Source organism: Martinezella tropici, from assembly GCF_008370325.1.
In the GTDB taxonomy this organism is placed as follows: domain Bacteria; phylum Pseudomonadota; class Alphaproteobacteria; order Rhizobiales; family Rhizobiaceae; genus Rhizobium; species Rhizobium tropici_B.
In genome coordinates this window covers 514750-532607 of sequence record NZ_VNIP01000006.1, presented here as the reverse complement: position 1 = coordinate 532607, position 17858 = coordinate 514750, and the positions used below count along the sequence as shown (strand labels likewise).

Genomic DNA, 17858 nt, shown 5'->3' with positions numbered 1-17858 from the left:
GTGGAGGCCCGCATGTTGTTCAGGCAATCATTATTTCAATCCGTGCTCGACCGCCTCGATACCGAGGAGGACACATCGGAACAGGAAGAGGCGGCGCATCGCATCCGTGGCCTCAACGTCAGTTTTGCCGCGGCGGTGCCCGGCGGCGAGACGCCTGAAACGCACCGGCCCGACGAAGCCTATCGCGACAATCTTGGCGACCCGATCATCCCGCCCGAACCCGAACCAGCGCCGCAAGAGCCGGAGCCGCCAACCATGCCGGAACACCTGAGCCGGACATCACGGGAAGAGATCGCGGCGGAGCTCGCAATTACCGCCGAACACACGCGCGAGATCCTGCAGGAGAAGCGCCGCGGCTTTGCCAAGGCCAATCATCCCGACAGCGTCGCCGCCCTGTTCCGTGAACAGGCGACGACCCGCATGACGCTCGCCAATCAGCTGATCGACGAAGCCATACGCCGTCTCAGGCGATGATCATTTCTTGTCCTCAGAGGGCGGCTCATCATCTTCGGCAGCATCGTCCTGCGCAGGCGCATCGCTGGTTGCCGCAGGCGGTTGCGGCTTGAAATTCAGAAGCAGCATCCAGGCCGAATAGGCGCCGAGCGCACCCGACAGCATGGCCCAGAACGGCTGCGAGCCGAAAGTTTCGACGGCTGCCCAGCCAAAACAGACGGCCACGATGAGAATGCGCACCCAAAGCGGCTTGTAGATGGGATGGCTGGGATCGATCAGTTGCATGGGTCTCTTTTGCCTGTTCAAGAAGACTTGTCTTTAGCGCATCATCGGGAAAATTGTGAAGCGGCCTGGATAAAATAAGGTGCCAAGGGCAAATTCCGAATATGCCGGCATTGGCATTATGATTTTCGGAATTGTGAAGTCAGGGCGGCTTGACGCCGCCATGGGAAAATGGAATGAAAATTCCATAGAGATTGATATTCGGTTCATTTGTTCCGAATCCAGGGAGGTAAGAATGACTGTCAGATTTGGTCTGCTCGGCGCCGGACGCATCGGCAAAGTGCATGCGAAGGCCGTCAGCGGCGATGCCAACGCTAAGCTCGTCGCCGTCGCGGATGCCTTTCCGGCGGCTGCGGAAGCAATTTCGGCTGCCTATGGCTGCGAAGTGCGTACCATCGAGGCCATCGAAGCGGCAAAGGATATCGATGCCGTCGTCATCTGCACGCCGACCGATACCCATGCCGATCTGATCGAACGCTTCTCCCGCGCCGGCAAGGCCGTTTTCTGCGAGAAGCCGGTCGATCTCGACGTCGCCCGTGTCGAGGCCTGCATCAAGGTCGTCAAAGAAACCAAGGGCAAGCTGATGGTCGGTTTCAACCGCCGCTTCGACCCGCATTTCATGGCCGTCAAGAAGGCTATCGACGAAGGCCGCATCGGCATCGTGGAGATGGTGACGATCACCTCGCGCGATCCGGGCGCCCCGCCCGTCGATTACATCAAGCGCTCCGGCGGTATTTTCCGCGACATGACCATCCATGATTTCGACATGGCCCGCTTCCTGCTCGGCGAAGAGCCGGTGGCCGTGACCGCGACCGCCGCCGTGCTGGTCGATAAGGCGATCGGCGAAGCCGGCGATTACGACAGCGTATCCGTCATCCTTCAGACGGCATCAGGCAAGCAGGCGATCATCTCCAACTCGCGCCGGGCCACCTACGGCTACGATCAGCGCATCGAAATTCACGGCTCGAAGGGAATGGTCGCGGCCGAAAATCAGCGCCCCTTCTCGATCGAAGTCGCCAATGGCGACGGCTATACCCGGCCGCCGCTGCATGATTTCTTCATGACCCGCTATACGGAAGCCTATGCCAACGAGATCGCGAGCTTCATCGCCGCAATCGAAAAGGACGCCACCATCACCCCGTCGGGCACCGATGGCCTTGCCGCGTTGAAGCTGGCGGATGCCGCCCTGCAGTCGGTCAAGGAAGGCCGCCTGGTAAAGGTCGACTAAACAGCCTCGATTCCTGCAAGGAATATGATCCTCCCCAAAGTCCGCCGCGAATCACTTCGCGGCGGACTTTTTCTTTGGCCGGAACGCCCGGGTCATTCTCGCCTTTCGAGGCTATGACCCTCCGTTACCGAAATCTCTTGCGAATCACATAAGTACGTGCTTATCTGTCATTCATGATGGAGAATGAGATATTCCGGGCCTTGGCGGATCCGACCCGCCGCGCCATTTTTGAAAAGCTGGCTGCAGGCGGCATGAACGCCAGCGCCCTGCGCGAAGGCATTGATATCAGTCAACCGGCGATGTCCCAGCATCTCGCCGTTCTGCGGGGCGCTGGGCTCGTCAGGGAAGAACGGCAGGGGCGGTTCGTGAATTACGAAGTCGATCCGGAAGGGCTTGCCCTCATCGCGCAATGGCTGGCGAAATACCGCGCCTACTGGCCCGCCCGCATCGAAGCTCTCAAGGTCTTGCTGAAGGATATGGACCAATGAACGACCTGAAGACAGCTCTACGAAAACCCGGCATCGAACTTGAGTACGATTTCGATGAGCCGCCTCAGAAGGTCTGGCGCGCGGTCAGCACCCCCGAGCTTCGCGAAAACTGGCTGCCGAAGGAAGCCCTGGCAGATCCCCGGGCCATATCCGTCACGCCGGGTAAAGAGGTGCGCTACCGCCTGCGTGACGACGCGCCGCCATTCCTCGAAAGCACCGTAACCTTCAGGATAACCCCGAACGCAAATGGCGGCACGAACCTGCGGATCATCCACGAACTTGATGATGCACGGCTTCGCAAGGCTGAGAAGGCTGCGGCAAACAATAACAGCCTGACCGTCATGCGCGCCGCCTGACGCTCTGAATAGATCAACAATTTCAAGAACATTGGAGTTCGCAGATGCGCGAAGCGATGCAACTCGTCCCTATGGTCGTGGAACAATCCAGCAGAGGAGAGCGGTCTTTCGACATCTATTCCCGCTTGCTGCGCGAGAGAATCATCTTCTTGAACGGCGAGGTGAACGATGACGTCTCGGCGCTTGTCTGCGCGCAACTGCTGTTTCTCGAGGCCGAAAATCCCAAGAGACCGATCCATCTCTACATCAATTCGCCCGGTGGCGTGGTGACCAGTGGTCTCGCGATGTATGACACCATGCGTTACGTTCGTGCGCCGGTGCATACGCTTTGCATGGGAACCGCCCGTTCGATGGGCTCGTTCCTCTTGATGTCCGGCCAGCCGGGTGAGCGCACCGCACTTCCAAATGCCAGCATCCATATTCACCAGCCATTGGGCGGTTTCCAGGGACAGGCATCGGACATCTTTATCCACGCCGAGGAAATGAGACGAACGAAGCATCGCATGACGCGGCTTTACGCCGAGCATTGCGGCCGCTCCTATGAAGAATTCGAACGCGCCATGGATCGCGACCACTTTATGACGGCAGAAGAAGCGCTGGAATGGGGATTGATCGACCGAATCCTGCACATTCGCGAGGAAGAACAGCCCTTGCGCCTGACGGATTGATCCAGCAGCGGCTAGCCGCAGCGCGGCCCCTTGCCGTCTTGGTTCTCAACCGGCCCGGTCGCGCAACTCCACGACGGAAGCTCCCCTTCTCACGATGTCATTGTCGATGATCGAAAAGGCGCGGTTCAGATGCCCTTCGAAGACGAGGGTCGGCTCGTCGACGATGACGCGCAGCTCCGGCATGCCCTCCATACGCACGACATGCGATTCCGCCAGTCCGTCGGTTATGCCCTCGATCAGCAGATCGTAGTAACGCACACCCGGACCGGTGATGACGATCGGCATCCGCTCATGCAGGCTCAAGACGCGCGAAAGGCCATTGCCGAGCGCCAGGCCGGCTTGGCGAAAGGCCAACACATTGCGGCGTCCGCCATGCCGCGCTCCCGCTGCGATCTTGTCGAGTTCGGCAATCGGAACGAACTTCGCCGGGATCGTGTCGAGCGGCACGTCGAAAGCCGTGCGCAGCATGGCGTAGAAGCCGGCATAAGCCTCGATGCATCCACGCGCGCCGCAGCGGCAAAGGCCGCCGCCAGGCACATGCATCATGTGCCCGAAATTCGGCGCCGATATATGATGATTGCCTTCATGATCCCGGCGCACGATGCCAAGCCCGATGCTGTGGCCAAGCGACAGGGCCGCCATTGCGCGGAAATCGCCGCGCATATTGATTTCTTCCTGCCGCCCGAGGGCTGCGGCCACCAGCAGGGTTTCGTTGCCGAGAATAACCTGCGCCGACCATTCGTCGCGAAGCACGGCGGCGAAATCGATTTCCTCACGCCCGAAGATCGGTGACCAGCGCAGCACCGGCTCCGAGGCATCGACGAGCCCCTTGCTGCTGATCGAGATCATCAGCACCTTGTCGCGCGGCAATTGCGAGCGGGTGACGATCCGGCTCAACGCATCCCGCAGGCCGGCCACGAAGCGATCGACACCGACGACGTTCTGCTGCCTGTCCTCGATAAAACGGTCGATCAGCCGCCCGGTATAATCGACAAGCGAATATTGCACGGCATCCGACGAGATGACGACGACGATGAGGTAGCCGCAATCGCGGCGCTGCGAAAACAAGACACGCGGCCGCCCGCGGCCGCTGGCAGCCTGCTGCTCCGCCTTTTCGATGATTTGCGCCCGCTCCAGATCCGCCGTAATGACGGATACTGTCGCGGAGGAAAGCTTCGTGAAATCAGAGAGCTCGGTATGGGCGAGCGGGCCGTGCCGGCGCAGCGCCGACAAGACCAGGGCGCTGTTCTTTTGACGGACCAATTCGGTGCTCGATTTGGCCAGCATCGGCAAACTCCCTGCTCATTCAACCCTCCCCTCCGCAGCCGCAGATAGCTCTTTCGGACGACCGATGAAACCGGGCAGTGCGGGTGTTGACAGCTGAAAAAATCTCTGACACTAAATTTCTCGACTGTCGAGAAAAAAGTCCAAGGCTTTTCTCGTCAGCATTTCGCCGCGGCCGACGGGAGTTCAGGATACGTGCGGTCGCATTCACTCGGGAGGATCACATGAAAGCTTTCATCAAGCTGGCCGCGGGCGCGGCCATCGTTTTGACCATGCAGACGGCTGCCTTCGCCAAGGATCTCGTCGTTGGCGTTTCCTGGTCGAATTTCCAGGAAGAGCGTTGGAAGACCGATGAAGCCGCCATCAAGAAGGCACTCGCAGCGGCCGGCGCCAAGTACATTTCCGCCGACGCCCAGTCGTCCGCTTCCAAGCAGCTGACCGACGTCGAATCGCTGATTTCGCAGGGCGCCAACGCCCTCATCATCCTCGCGCAGGATTCAGACGCCATCGGCCCGGCCGTCGAAAAGGCTGCCGACGAAGGCATTCCGGTTGTCGGCTACGACCGCCTGATCGAAAATCCGGCCGCCTTCTACATCACCTTCGACAACAAGGAAGTGGGCCGCATGCAGGCTCGCGAAGTGCTGAAGGCAAAGCCGGAAGGCAACTACGTCTTCATCAAGGGGTCGTCGTCCGACCCGAACGCCGACTTCCTCTTCTCCGGCCAGATCGAAGTGCTGAAGTCCGCCATCGACGCCGGCAAGATCAAGAACGTCGGCGAAGCCTATACGGACGGCTGGCTGCCGCAGAACGCACAGCGCAACATGGAGCAGTTCCTGACCGCCAACAACAACAAGGTTGACGCGGTCGTCGCCTCCAACGACGGCACCGCCGGCGGCGCAGTTGCTGCCCTCGACGCCCAGGGCCTCGCAGGCTCCGTGCCGGTTTCCGGTCAGGATGCCGACAAGGCCGCTCTGAACCGCATCGCGCTCGGCACGCAGACCGTTTCCATCTGGAAGGACTCGCGTGAACTCGGCAAGCGCGCCGCCGAAATCGCTCTGTCCCTTGCCGGCGGCAAGACGATGGATCAGATCGCCGGCGTCCAGACCTTCAACGGCGGTCCGAAGCACGTCCCGATGAAGTCGGTCTTCCTGACCCCGGTCGCCATCACCAAGGACAATCTGAACGTCGTCATCGACGCCGGCTGGATCTCCAAGGCTGAAGCTTGCCAGGGCGTCAAGGCCGGCGCCGTCGCGGCCTGCAAATAAACGTCTTTAGAACGAACTGACCTATCAAAACACCGACGCCGCAGCGGCACACCGTTGCGGCGTCGAATGCGGATTGGAAGCCAACAACCCTCCCTTGCGGCGGGAGACAGAACTTCCCCGCAGCGTCGTGTGCCGCCGCATCCCCCTGGCCTGCCGGATGGCGGTCATCGGGACCGGATAAATGCCGGTTGGACAGGCGATGGCAAACATTTTTGAGATTGGCGCGATTGCCAGCGATAGCCAGAACGCGTCGCCGGCCGCGCCCGACAGAGGGAGAACGGCAAAGCGATGGCCGACATGACACAGTCCACCACATCGAGCGGGCCTCGGAACGCAGATGCCGGCGCGATCACCCGCTTTCTGCGCGCCACAGAAATCGATACCCGCCTGCTCGGCATGATCGGAGCGCTGCTGATCATCTGGATCGGCTTCGATCTCTACCTCAGGGTCTTCGACGGTCGGGAATTCCTGACGGCCAGAAATCTTTGGAACCTTTCGGTGCAGACCTGTGAAATCGCGGTTCTCGCCACAGGCATGGTGCTGGTCATCGTCACGCGCAACATCGACCTGTCGGTGGGCTCGGTGCTCGGTTTCGTCGCCATGATCATGGGCGTCATGCAGGCAAAATGGCTGCCGCAATATCTTGGCTTCGACAGTTCCTGGACCTGGATCATTACCCTCCTCTGCGGTCTGGCGATCGGCACGGCCATCGGCACCTTCCAGGGCGCGATCATCGCCTTCATGAACGTCCCTTCCTTCATCGTGACCCTTGGCGGCCTCCTCGTCTGGCGCGGCCTCGCCTGGTATGTCACCAGCGGTCAGACCGTGGCACCGATGGATTCCACCTTCGTCATCATGGGCGGCAGCGGCGCCACCGGCTCGATCGGCTCCACGTGGAGCTGGGTAGTGGGTGTGATCTCTTGCCTGCTGATCATCGTCGGCATCGTCGGCTCGCGCCGGCAAAGAAAGCGCTTTCACTTTCCGCGCCGTCCACTTTGGGCGGAATATTTCCTCGCCGGCCTCGGTTCCCTACTCGTCCTCGGCACCGTCTATCTCTTCAACAGCTATGACTGGCCGGTCGGCATCGCCAAGCGCTATGCCACGGAGCACAATATTCCCTGGCCCGAGACCGGCCTTGATATCCCCTACGGCATCGCGGTTCCGGTCCTCGTCGCCGTTCTCATCGGCATCGTGATGACTTTCATCGCGACCCGCCTGCGCTTCGGCCGCTACGTCTTCGCGATCGGCGGCAATCCGGAAGCGGCCGAGCTTGCCGGCATCAAGACCCGCTGGGTCATCGTGAAGATCTTCGCGCTGATGGGCCTGCTCGCCGCCGTCGCCGCAGCGATTTCGACCGCCCGCCTCAATTCGGCGGTGAACTCACAGGGCACCACCTACGAACTCTTCACCATCGCTGCTGCCGTCATCGGCGGCACGTCGCTCGCCGGCGGCAGCGGCACGGTCGCCGGCGCCATGCTTGGCGCCCTGGTCATGCAGTCGCTGCAATCGGGCATGGGGCTCGCCAATGTCGACACCCCCATTCAAAACGTCGTCGTCGGCGTCGTCCTGGTGGTCGCCGTCTGGCTCGACATCGTCTACCGCTCGCGTGCCAAGTAAAAGGAATTCTGAACCATGACGGATCAAACCACTCCGCTTGTGGAAATGAAGAACATTTCCATTTCCTTCGGCGGCATTCACGCTGTCGACAACGCCTCGGTCAACCTTTATCCCGGCGAAGTCGTCGCACTTCTCGGCCACAACGGCGCCGGCAAATCGACGCTGATCAAGATTCTCTCCGGCGCCTACAAGCGCGACAGCGGCGATATCCTGATCAACGGCGAACCCGCCGATATCCGCACCCCGCGCGATGCCAAGAAATACGGCATCGAGACGATCTACCAGACGCTCGCCGTCGCCGACAATGTCGACGCCGCCGCCAATCTCTATCTCGGCCGCGAGCTGCAGACCCGCTGGGGCACGCTCGACGACGTCGCGATGGAGGCCAAGGCCCGCGAGGTCATGGGGCGCCTCAACCCCAACTTCAAACGCTTCAAGGAGCCGGTGAAGGCTCTTTCCGGCGGCCAGCGCCAGTCGGTCGCGATCGCCCGCGCCATCCTCTTCGATGCCCGCATCCTGATCATGGACGAGCCGACCGCGGCACTCGGCCCCCAGGAGACGGCGCAGGTCGGCGAGCTGATCAAGCAGTTGAAGAAGGAAGGCATCGGCATCTTCCTCATCAGCCACGACATTCACGACGTCTTCGACCTCGCCGACCGCGTCTCGGTCATGAAAAACGGCCAGGTCGTCGGCCACGCCCGCACCGAAGACGTCACCAAGGACGAAGTCCTCGGCATGATCATCCTCGGCAAGGTCCCTCCGAAGGCCACCCCCGGCCCCGGCGCGATGAAAGAATAAGCCGATACGGCCACCGAAACCGAGGCCGCGCGCCAAAAGCCCGCGGCCTCATCCCACCAAAACGTCCGATCTCACGCTTTCCTGAATTTTCCGCATTGAAGCCAAGCGCTTCCTAGGCTAAGAACCAGCCATCGGACAGGCGATTCAACCCGCCTAAGGCATGCACCCGTAGCTCAGCTGGATAGAGTGTTGGATTCCGATTCCAAAGGTCACAGGTTCGAATCCTGTCGGGTGCGCCAAAACCGATATGTCCACTCCAGAACAAAACTGGGTACCGAAGAACGGGAGCTTCGCGCCCAAAGCTGTCAATCCTGTTGATCGGGTTCACAGGTTATTTCCTAGATCTTCGTGATGCCGAAGTGGATGGCCGAGGATCCGATGCACACCGTGGTGCGCACCGCTGTTCACGCGATGGGAATAGTGCCGCCGTCGATCACATGCTCGGTCCCGGTAATTGACGTCGCTCGGTCCGATGCAAGGAACGCGATCAAGTCAGCAACTTCTTCCGGCGCGGCCGGTCGTCCGAGCGGTATGCCGCCGAGCGAATTCATGATCACCTGCACCGCGGCGTCGTAGTCAATGCCAGCTTCCTCGGCTATGCGCAGGGCCAGGCCATTGGAACCGGGAGCGGCGATCCAGCCGGGAGAAACCCGCACCACCCGTACACCCTTCGGGGAAACCTCCTTGGAGATGCTTTTACTGTAGGTGTTGAGGGCCCCCTTGGCCGATGCGTAGCCAGTCGTCGCTTCCGGCAGCGGCAGGCGGTTCTGGATCGAGGTGACGTGGATGACGACGCCACTTCCCTGAGCGACCATGCCGGGGATCAGTGCGCGATCCAGCCTGACTGCCGGAAAGAAGTTCAGGTTGAACTCTTTTTCCCATTCCTCATCGGTGAGTGCAGCAAAGCCGCCTGAAGGGGCTGAAGAGCCACCCAGCATGTTCACGAGAATATCGAGCCCGCCGAGCTCCCTATGCACCGCATCGACGACGGCTTGAACCCCCGTCTTTGTGGTCAGGTCGGCTTCGACGAAGGCTGCACCAGAGAAGCCCACCGGCTTGGTGCGCGCCGTTGTCAGCACGCGAGCGCCTAGCTCCTTGAACAGTGCCACGGTTGCGGCGCCGGCACCCAAAGTACCTCCGGTAATTAGGGCTCGGCGGCCCTGCAATGTGAGGAAGGGCGTCATACGGTGATCTCCAGTTCTGCGATCTTGTCGTCCGCAAGCACGAAGAAGAACCGCAGATCAATCGGGCTGCCGGGGAAGGTTCCGACAGCATGGGTCGTCACCTGGGTCTTTCCGTTTTCGGTGGCGATGAAGAAGGGCTCGACCGTATAGCTGTATTCCTGGGCGGCCTCAGCCATCCACTTGCGAATGGCATCGCGGCCCCTGTGGGTCTTGCCTTTATCCTTCACCACACCGTCTTCGGTGAAAGCAGCAGCGACAGCATCGGGGCCGCCATCGCGGTCGGCGTCGAAATAGGCTTCGATGCTCTCAGGTAGTTTTATGCTCATTCTGATCCTCCAATCATGTTTTCAACCCTCTTTAGGCTGCGGGGCATCGGCCCTTCGGAGGTCGACAGGGGTTAATTTAAGTCAAAGCGATTGACGCGATAAGCGAGATAAAGCAGGATGAGTAATTGCGAAAAGAGGGATAATGACTCGATCTGTGATTGCCGATCTAGATGCTGTTCTCAGCATCGCCCGCCAAGGTTCCTTTCGGGCTGCGGCACTAGAACTTGGCATGTCCACAACAGCATTGAGCAACTCCATCGCGAAGCTTGAGCAGCGCCTAGGCATTCGCCTGTTCAACCGTACAACGCGAAGCGTCTCGCTCACCGATGCAGGGCAGACGTTCGTCGAGCGGGTTGGACCAGCAATGGCCGATATCCATTACGCCATGCTCGCGGCTCAATCGCTTCAGGCGACACCGACCGGCACGTTACGCATCAATGCATTTGCGTCAGCAGCCCGAGAAGTGATCGCACCGCTCATCCTCTCGTTCCTGAGGCGCTATCCGCAGGTGCATATCGATCTGGTTACGGAAGGACGATTGGTCGACATCGTTGCTGCCGGCTTCGACCTTGGCCTCAGGCAGACCGACTTGGTACCGAGCGACATGATCGCTGTGCCGCTCGGCCTGAAGCGCAGCAATGCCGTCGTCGCATCACCGGACTACCTGCGCATTCACGGCACGCCAACCGTTCCCGCTGACCTATACCGATTTCGCTGTATCCGAGCCCGCCTCCCCAACAACGCGCTGCTCCGGTGGCCCTTCGAGAAAGACGGGAACGCCGTGAAGATCGATGTGCAGGGCTCGATCACGCTCGACGAGCCAAGCCTCGTGAGGATTGCGGCACAGAATGGGATCGGGCTCGGATATGTCATGGAGGCGGATGTGCGCGATGACATTGCTGCCGGGCGGCTGGTACGCGTTCTTGAGGATTGGACGCCACCTTTGGCCCAACTGGCGCTGTATTACCCTAGCAGGAGGTATCCGCCGGCTGCCTTTAGTGCGTTTATTCAGGCCGCGAGGGAGTTCGCAGCCGCCAACGGCTAGCCGCTCCTGCGCCCGACACGTACTGGATCAATCGCAGGCGTTTGCCATCGTACAAACAATGACATAGCGGTGCCCAGTTTCATCTCGTCCGGCGCGCCATTTCCTGACTTATTACATAAACCCCGGATTTCGCGGCAGATACTGCGTCCAGTCTCCGTAGCCGGGCGATGCCATCAGCAGCATTGGGAAGGTGATCCGCATGCCTTGATCGATCGCAAGGCTCAAGGCGCTGTCGCATGTACCTGGCAGGAAGGCCGATATCTTCTCAGCAGAGCCGTCAGCCGCGAGCTTCAGCATGGTCGCAAAGGCATTGCGGAGAAGGTCAGGACGCGGGACCGCGAGGGGGCCGATGTGCCCGTTGGAGCCGATATAGCCGTAGCCGGCGATATCATCGCCGGCGTAGAGCAAAACCCCTTTGGTCGCCGGGTCGTCGAGCAGATAGCGGTGATGCTTCTCCCGTGAAGCGCCGATGGCGCGGGAATCGATCCCGGCGAGATTTTCCATGGTCGCAGCGCCGCCGTCGATCGCGGTGGCGCGCAATGGCGGTTGCGGCAAGGTCTGCCTTATCCGTTCGCGCTCGACGTTGAAAAAGTAAATCGGCATCTTGGGAAAGAGGCGGTGCCGCATGTAAAGGCCCTGCGAGACACGATTGAAGGTGAAGGTAATCAGTGCCTTGTGAGCCGCTCCCGATTTCCGGGCGTGATCCATCGTCCGTTTCAAGAGTTCATTGCCGATGCCCTCGCCCTGTCGGGCGGGATCGACGAACAGCTGGGCGAGGAACCAGACATCGCCGCAAACCCAACTCCAGGCAAAACCGAGAATTTCCTCGCCGTCCTCTGCGACCCATAATCCATCGGGATCGTCCTCCAGCGAAAACAGCTGAAAGCTGGGAGGGCTTGCCGTCGCCATCGGGCCGAAGCCATGCCGGACCGTGAGATCGTTGATGCAGGCAACCACCAAAGCATCAGTCGCGGCCAAATCGTCCGCGCGAGCAGGTCTGTAAACAAGCGGCATTGGATAACCCCGCAAATGTTTCCGCGAAAGAGCGCGAGCCGCAGCACTGATCGTATCAGCCATTCATGGGTGCGATAATAGCACACGCGTTCTCACTTTCATCCTGCCGAATGTGCGGTGAAATGCTCTTTGGCGGCCGGTTTCGGCCTGAAGCATAATGAGAACATCAGACGGCAGGAGCTTTCCTGCCGTCTGATATTGCGATCCGAGAAGGTCCGGCGGCTGATCCTTAATGACAATCAGCCCTGCTTTCGGCTCAGTGATTCTTGTTCGGACCCTTGCCCGTAGAGAAGCTGCACGTCTTGATCTTGCACTTCGGATCGTCGCTCGTGGGCACGCTGGCGCTGGCCATCGCGCCCTGTCCGAGGCAGGACATCGAATTCGAGACGGTGCGATGGTACATCATCAGGCCCGGATGGTGCGAGGGATATCTCAGCACGATCGACCCTTCCTGGGCCATCTTTTCATGCACGGTCGCGCAGGTCATCGACTTGGAGTTATAGGCCGACATGGCCATCGCGTTCGTGGAGAACATTCCAATTGCGGCAAGTATGATGATCGTCTTCATGGGGCTTCCTTTGGTCGCGCTGAAGAGCGCTATCGAAAATGAGATAGTCGTTGATTAGCATTGGATTTATGACAGTGAGCCGACTTCCCTTTATCGGCTGTTTGATCACTGCCAGGGGTGACCCGGCGCCCGTTTGGGTACGATTGCGCTAGAGGTCAGCATGCACCGCATGGTGCCTATGGGCAGATGCGGGCCGAGCGGAGATTCTAGAAATCATCCGGCAAGAGATGAGGCCCGATATGAATACCGGGCCTATTCAAGATGAAGGTCATATCAGACCGAAAGCGTCAGAACGTCCGTTCAAAGCGAAGGATACCTGAGAAGGTATCGTCACCCGGCAGGTCGTAGTGAACATAGGTCACTTCCGGCTCGATGAGCAGGTTCTTGACCGGATTAAACTTGACGTTGGTGGTGGCTTCGAAAATCTTCGAGTCGGTATAGGCGAGCTGCAGGTTCCACTTCAGCTTGTCGTTAACCGGAACGCCGACACCGCCCCAGACAGCCCAGTCACCCCAGCCGCAGTCCGCGCCGTGAACAACGCCGTCGGAGGTCGTGCAGGCCGAGACGTTCTGGTTCGAGCCGGCATACTGGTTGAGCTTGTCGCCGTCGGTGTTCCAGCCGCCCATCAGGAAGGCCGAGAAAACGCCGAAGTCGGCATCGATACGGGCCTTGATGGCGCCTTCCTCGACGATCGAGTCATAGCCGCCGACGACACGGAACTGCCATGCCCCGGCCTTGTAGCCGAGGCCGGCGACGACGTTCGGCGCGTAATGATCGGCCTCGGACAGCTGCCAGCTGCCGCCATAGGCGCTGGTGGTGGATCCGGAATTGCTGTCTTCGAGCGAGATGACGCCGGTGAAGCCGGTGCCGCTATCGTAGTTGTAGGTGATCTGGTTCAGTTCGTACGGGCCGTCATAGATCACATCGTCCTGGATCACGTCGCCGGCGTAACCGGTGAACTGGTTATACTGCGAGTCCGTCTTACCCACGGTGAAGCCGCCGAGCGTGATATAGGCCCACAGCAGATTAGTAGACGTTGCGTTGCCGTCGTTCCAGTCCCAGCGCACGATGGTTTCGGTCTTCAACGGACCATATTCGGTATCGGTCGCGGTATTGAGGTTGAGTTCGGCGCGGGTGTGCCACTTGGTGCCGAAGCTGCTGGCGCGATTATAGGGATCCTTCCACTGGCCCTCGGTGCGGACCTTGCCGCCAACCCGCAAGCAGGTCTCGGTGCCGGGAATGAAGAAGTAGCCAGCGCCGAACGCATCGCAGATGCGGACATATTCCAGCGGCTCCGGCTCTGCGGCAACAATGGCATCGGCCGCATGCGCGCCGGATACGGCACAGAGGGCAGCAGCGGAACCGATAAGCAAACTCTTGATGTTCATGGTAACTCCATCCGTCAAATGAACTCGCGCGATGGACGAACCTGGGGGACCGCTCGACATCAAGTTCCAGTGCCAAACTCGAAGCACAAGGCTTCACTTTCGGTTAGTAAGCTGCATTTACTATTTTGCTTTTACAAGGGTCTACGCAGGGCCTAAACATATGTGACAGCATGTACATATGATGTGTTGCTCAAACGCCGCATGTGTGTACGAACGATGACAACCAGGTGACAACAAAGGCAATTCACCAGCACTTCCCACGCGCTTTACCGAGATACATTGCTGGACTGGCAGTGATGAGTTTTGGTAGACTTGACCACACAGACAGCGCATCCATCCATGGCAAATCGCAGGCAGGATCATCATGCCGAAGATCGATATTGCAGCCATACCCGAAGTCAAAGGCACGCGTTATCCAGCCCCCTTCAATGACCCCTGCGCCGAGCGCATACGCCAGCGGCTGGGCAATGCCGGCGGCCTCACGGATTTCGGCGTCAACCTGATGCGGCTGCCGCCGGGCAATTGGTCGAGCCAGCGGCACTGGCATTCGGAGGAGGATGAGTTCGTCTATATATTAGAAGGCGAACTCACGCTGATCGAGGATGATGGTGAAACCATCTTACGCGCCGGCGATTGCGCCGCCTTCCCGAAAGGTTCGGGCAACGGCCATCACATGATCAACAAATCGAACACGACGGCTGTTTATCTCGAGGCAGGCACGCGCTCGCCCACGGACCTCATTACCTGTTCTGATGTCGACATGATGAGCTCCAGCACGGACGGACGCTTCGTGCACAAGGACGGCATGCCCTATCCGGACGGCTAAACTAGCCACGCGTCCAATCCCGTCAATCGACACCCGCCATCCTATGGGACAGGAGATGAGTTGGCGCTCCATGCAGCATGACTTCGCGTTCGAAATCAAATCCGCACTTCTCCAGTACTCGCCGCGAGGCAATATTGATCGGCCGAACGAGCCCGACAACCCGCTTCGCCTTCAGATCATTGCGGGCGAAGGCCAGGGCTTCCCTCACCAGCTCCGTCGCATAACCGCTTCCCCAGTAATCGGGATGCAGATGATAGGAGAGATTGAGCCCTTCGAATTCCGTTGAGACGGTAACGCCCCCAAAACCGATCAGCCGCCGTTCCGTTTCGATCGCCCAGCGCCCGAACCCGTGCAGGCGCCAGTGTGCCCGGTCACGGGCCAACCGCCGAGCGCTTTCTTCTGAAGAATCCGGTCTCGGATCGGGCCGATGGGCGACCAGTTCCGGCCGCGAAAACAGGGCCGTAAGAAAGTCGATATCCCGCTCTTCCGGCATCCGCAGGAAAAGGCGCGACGTATGTCGGATCATGGCCCCTCCCCCTCGAAGGGTCATACCGCCTCGGCGAGTACAGGCGGATCGTAGCAGCAGGCATCCGTGGATACGCCCATGCGGCACCCGCTCGCCTCAAGCGCTGCCGTCACCACCTCCACGAACAGGCGGCGAAACCACACCGAGCGGCCGTCGGCCTGATCGATGCGGCGATAGAGCATCGTTACCGGATCGGCCGGCAGTTCGAACGGCGGCTCCGAAATCGTGAGATCATGCAGTTGTGCCATGCAGCGGGCAATCGCTTCAGGAACCGTCGCAATGGCCGGGATGGCCTGCAGCGTCGTCGGCAGGGCGGAAAAGCGGGGAACCGTCGCCACCACCTGCCGGCGATGGCCGAGGCGCGCGAGAGCGACGTCGACACTGGTGGATATGGAGCCTTCAAGCGAAACGGTCACATGCGGCGCGCTGGCGAAATGCTTCAGGCTCAGCGGCGTCGCGCATTTGAGATGCCGGGCATCGTAGATGCAGAGCGAAGCCTGTTCGAACAGCGGCGCGCGAACATGCCAAGAGGCGGGCTCATCATGCACCGAGATGCTGAAGTCAAAGGCGCCCTCATCCAGCAGCCGCACGGCGTCACGCCGGTCGAAGGCGACGCTGGTCAGCCGGGCATTCGGCGCCAGCTGGCGCAACCGCGCCGCCAGCGGCCCGAAGAAGGATGATTCGAGATTGTCGCAAAGCCCGATGCGGAATTCCCCCTGCCAGCTTCCCGGATCGAAGGCTGCCGGCGGGCGGATGGCACGCTCGATGCCGGAGAGAGCATCCTCGATCGCCGGCGCGATGGACAGCGCGCGCGGTGTGGGCTGCAAGCCGCGCCCGACACGGACGAACAATTCGTCATCCAGCGTCTCGCGCAGCCGGCGAAGCGCGGCAGAAAGACCCGGCTGGCCAAGCAGCAGGCGCTCGGCCGCACGGCTCACATTCCGCTCCTGCATCAGCACGGAGAAGGCGAGCAGCAGGTTGAGATCGATTTTTCGCAGGGTCGCATCATTCATCATCGCCGGTAATACCTGACATGGTTACTATCAATTTGCAATAGGGTTTGAAGATGTACATTTTCTCGTTCCCTGCCGCTTTCAACCTCCCAAAAGGCGGCAACCTAGAAAGGAACGATCCCGATGACTTCTTCACAAACCCGAAGCGGGGCGGGATTGGCGTTGCTGCTGCTATGCGCCGCCAATTTCCTCGACGCCATGGACGTCTCCACCATTGGCGTGGCCCTGCCCGCGATCCAGAAAGAGCTCGGCATGCAGGCGACCTCCCTGCAATGGGCCGTCAGCGCCTATGTGCTCGGCTATGGCGGCTTCCTGCTGCTCGGCGGCCGTGTCGCCGATCTTTTCGGCCACCGCCGCGTCTTCCTCTGGTCGCTCGCCGTCTTTGCCGCCGCCAGCATTGCCGGCGGCTTCGTCGATAGCGCCCCAACCCTGATCGCCGCTCGCCTGATCAAGGGCATCGCCGCCGCTTTCACCGCACCGGCGGCACTTGCCCTCCTTCTCTCCGTCTTCGGAGAAGGCAATGCCCGCGCCAAAGCGCTTGGCGTCTTCTCCTCCACCGGTGCTGCCGGCTTCGTGCTCGGCATGGTGCTGGGCGGCGCGGCAACCCTCGTCAGCTGGCGCGCGACCCTCGTCATGGGTGCTCCCGTCGCCATCCTGGCGCTGATCATCGCTCCACTGGTCCTGCCGGCTGACCAAAAGCGCAGCGGCCCGGGAGCTCGTTTCGATTGGGCCGGTGCCCTGACGATCACGCCCGGACTGCTGCTCTTCGTCTTCGGCGTCACCAATGCCGCCGCCGATGGCTGGCAAGCCTTTGCGACCTGGGGTTCGCTCCTCGCCGCATTGATCCTGATCGTCCTGTTCCTGATCGTGGAATCGCGCCATCATGATCCGATGGTGCCACTTGCCATGTTCCGCCGCACCAAGCTCAGCCATGCCAATGCCATCGCCGCTCTGTATCAGGGAGCCTATGTCGGCTTCCAGTTCATCGCGACGCTCTATTACCAGACCGTCGTCGGCTGGTCGGCCTTTGCAACCGGCTTCGCCTTCGCCATCGGCGGCACCTGCGTCATGTTCCTGGCACCACGCTTCGCGACGATCGGCCAGAATCGCGGCACGACCCTGCTGATGACCTTCGGCGTGGGATTGCAGGCCATCAGCTATCTTTTCTGGGTACTGTCGGCCGGACATATCGATACGATAGTGCTCGTCGCCATCTCGCAGCTCCTGCTCGGTGTCGGCTATGCCATGACCTACCCATCGATCCAGGTCGCCGCCCTCTCCGACGTTGGCGACGATGAATCCGGCCTGGCTTCGGGCATGCTGTTTGCCTCCTTCCAGATCGGCGGCGGCATCATCCTGGCGGCGGCATCAGCAGTCTTCAGCGCGGCTCCGAACTTCGGCTGGGACCCCTATGTTGCCGGCATCGGTTTCGTGACGATCCTCGCTGCCGCCATCACGCTGCTCGCAGCCCTCGGCCCGCGTTCGTCCGCCGCCAGAGCCGCGAATTATCAGGCTGCGGAATAGCCCGA

The 17858-nt window shown here is 60.5% G+C and carries 20 protein-coding genes and 1 tRNA gene; 12 read left to right on the top strand and 9 right to left on the bottom strand.

Annotation, left to right across the window (positions count from 1 at the left end; translation table 11 throughout):
* Nucleotides 1–12: 12 nt before the first annotated feature.
* Nucleotides 13–474 carry a hypothetical protein gene (locus FP026_RS10995; protein WP_149634648.1) on the top strand — a complete coding sequence of 154 codons (462 nt, stop codon included), beginning with the start codon at nucleotides 13–15 and terminating at the stop codon, nucleotides 472–474.
* On the opposite strand, the gene FP026_RS10990 is transcribed toward FP026_RS10995, so the two are convergent.
* On the bottom strand, nucleotides 475–738 hold the full coding sequence (locus FP026_RS10990) for a hypothetical protein (RefSeq protein WP_149634647.1): 264 nt from the start codon (nucleotides 736–738) through the stop codon (nucleotides 475–477). It abuts the gene before it with no gap.
* A gap of 232 nt (nucleotides 739–970) precedes the next feature.
* Between FP026_RS10990 and iolG the strand changes: the two genes are divergently transcribed.
* From iolG to FP026_RS10970, 4 genes are all read left to right on the top strand, one after another.
* Nucleotides 971–1963 (top strand): inositol 2-dehydrogenase, encoded by a 993-nt coding sequence (gene iolG, locus FP026_RS10985; RefSeq protein ID WP_149634646.1) that lies wholly within the window; start codon nucleotides 971–973, stop codon nucleotides 1961–1963.
* A gap of 173 nt (nucleotides 1964–2136) precedes the next feature.
* Nucleotides 2137–2451, top strand: coding sequence for an ArsR/SmtB family transcription factor (locus tag FP026_RS10980; protein ID WP_149634645.1), 315 nt, complete (start codon nucleotides 2137–2139; stop codon nucleotides 2449–2451).
* Complete coding sequence (locus tag FP026_RS10975) at nucleotides 2448–2807, top strand: SRPBCC family protein (protein WP_149634644.1); 360 nt, start codon at nucleotides 2448–2450, stop codon at nucleotides 2805–2807. Before FP026_RS10980 ends, FP026_RS10975 begins: the two co-directional genes overlap by 4 nt.
* A gap of 44 nt (nucleotides 2808–2851) precedes the next feature.
* Nucleotides 2852–3475 carry an ATP-dependent Clp protease proteolytic subunit gene (locus FP026_RS10970; protein WP_149634643.1) on the top strand — a complete coding sequence of 208 codons (624 nt, stop codon included), beginning with the start codon at nucleotides 2852–2854 and terminating at the stop codon, nucleotides 3473–3475.
* Between the two features lie 45 nt (nucleotides 3476–3520).
* Here the strand turns inward: FP026_RS10970 and FP026_RS10965 are convergent, their stop codons facing one another.
* Nucleotides 3521–4762, bottom strand: a complete 1242-nt coding sequence (locus FP026_RS10965; protein ID WP_149634642.1) for an ROK family transcriptional regulator — start codon at nucleotides 4760–4762, stop codon at nucleotides 3521–3523.
* A gap of 221 nt (nucleotides 4763–4983) precedes the next feature.
* Between FP026_RS10965 and xylF the strand changes: the two genes are divergently transcribed.
* The 4 genes from xylF to FP026_RS10945 all read left to right on the top strand — a co-directional run bounded on the left by xylF (nucleotide 4984) and on the right by FP026_RS10945 (nucleotide 8678).
* Nucleotides 4984–6024 carry a D-xylose ABC transporter substrate-binding protein gene (gene xylF, locus FP026_RS10960; RefSeq protein WP_149634641.1) on the top strand — a complete coding sequence of 347 codons (1041 nt, stop codon included), beginning with the start codon at nucleotides 4984–4986 and terminating at the stop codon, nucleotides 6022–6024.
* A 288-nt stretch (nucleotides 6025–6312) separates the two neighbouring features.
* Nucleotides 6313–7641: a sugar ABC transporter permease gene (locus FP026_RS10955; RefSeq protein WP_149634640.1), complete on the top strand. Its 1329-nt coding sequence runs from the start codon at nucleotides 6313–6315 to the stop codon at nucleotides 7639–7641.
* A gap of 15 nt (nucleotides 7642–7656) precedes the next feature.
* Nucleotides 7657–8439: an ATP-binding cassette domain-containing protein gene (locus FP026_RS10950; protein ID WP_149634639.1), complete on the top strand. Its 783-nt coding sequence runs from the start codon at nucleotides 7657–7659 to the stop codon at nucleotides 8437–8439.
* Between the two features lie 162 nt (nucleotides 8440–8601).
* Nucleotides 8602–8678 (top strand) — tRNA-Arg (locus tag FP026_RS10945).
* Nucleotides 8679–8843: 165 nt separating this feature from the next.
* On the opposite strand, the gene FP026_RS10940 is transcribed toward FP026_RS10945, so the two are convergent.
* Together FP026_RS10940 and FP026_RS10935 are read right to left on the bottom strand one after the other, a co-directional pair.
* Entirely contained in the window at nucleotides 8844–9623 is a 780-nt protein-coding gene (locus FP026_RS10940) for an SDR family oxidoreductase (protein ID WP_149634638.1), read from the bottom strand.
* On the bottom strand, nucleotides 9620–9949 hold the full coding sequence (locus FP026_RS10935; RefSeq protein ID WP_149634637.1) for a nuclear transport factor 2 family protein: 330 nt from the start codon (nucleotides 9947–9949) through the stop codon (nucleotides 9620–9622). The genes FP026_RS10940 and FP026_RS10935 overlap by 4 nt, the downstream gene beginning before the upstream one ends.
* A gap of 142 nt (nucleotides 9950–10091) precedes the next feature.
* On the opposite strand from FP026_RS10935, the gene FP026_RS10930 reads away from it, so the two are divergent.
* Nucleotides 10092–10994 carry a LysR family transcriptional regulator gene (locus FP026_RS10930; protein ID WP_149634636.1) on the top strand — a complete coding sequence of 301 codons (903 nt, stop codon included), beginning with the start codon at nucleotides 10092–10094 and terminating at the stop codon, nucleotides 10992–10994.
* A 111-nt stretch (nucleotides 10995–11105) separates the two neighbouring features.
* Here FP026_RS10930 and FP026_RS10925 read toward each other — a convergent pair whose 3' ends face one another.
* From FP026_RS10925 to FP026_RS10915, 3 genes are all read right to left on the bottom strand, one after another.
* On the bottom strand, nucleotides 11106–11972 hold the full coding sequence (locus tag FP026_RS10925) for a GNAT family N-acetyltransferase (protein ID WP_348642312.1): 867 nt from the start codon (nucleotides 11970–11972) through the stop codon (nucleotides 11106–11108).
* Nucleotides 11973–12264: 292 nt separating this feature from the next.
* Entirely contained in the window at nucleotides 12265–12576 is a 312-nt protein-coding gene (locus tag FP026_RS10920) for a hypothetical protein (protein WP_149634634.1), read from the bottom strand.
* Between the two features lie 287 nt (nucleotides 12577–12863).
* A complete protein-coding gene (locus FP026_RS10915; RefSeq protein WP_149634633.1) occupies nucleotides 12864–13964 on the bottom strand; it encodes a porin in 1101 nt (366 codons plus the stop codon).
* 364 nt (nucleotides 13965–14328) lie between these two features.
* Here FP026_RS10915 and FP026_RS10910 point away from each other — a divergent pair, with 364 nt between their 5' ends.
* Nucleotides 14329–14790 (top strand): cupin domain-containing protein, encoded by a 462-nt coding sequence (locus FP026_RS10910; RefSeq protein ID WP_149634632.1) that lies wholly within the window; start codon nucleotides 14329–14331, stop codon nucleotides 14788–14790.
* 22 nt (nucleotides 14791–14812) lie between these two features.
* Here the strand turns inward: FP026_RS10910 and FP026_RS10905 are convergent, their stop codons facing one another.
* Together FP026_RS10905 and FP026_RS10900 are read right to left on the bottom strand one after the other, a co-directional pair.
* Entirely contained in the window at nucleotides 14813–15316 is a 504-nt protein-coding gene (locus FP026_RS10905) for a GNAT family N-acetyltransferase (RefSeq protein WP_149634631.1), read from the bottom strand.
* A gap of 20 nt (nucleotides 15317–15336) precedes the next feature.
* A complete protein-coding gene (locus FP026_RS10900; RefSeq protein ID WP_149634630.1) occupies nucleotides 15337–16332 on the bottom strand; it encodes a LysR family transcriptional regulator in 996 nt (331 codons plus the stop codon).
* 120 nt (nucleotides 16333–16452) lie between these two features.
* On the opposite strand from FP026_RS10900, the gene FP026_RS10895 reads away from it, so the two are divergent.
* Entirely contained in the window at nucleotides 16453–17853 is a 1401-nt protein-coding gene (locus FP026_RS10895) for an MFS transporter (RefSeq protein WP_149634629.1), read from the top strand.
* Nucleotides 17854–17858: the final 5 nt, after the last annotated feature.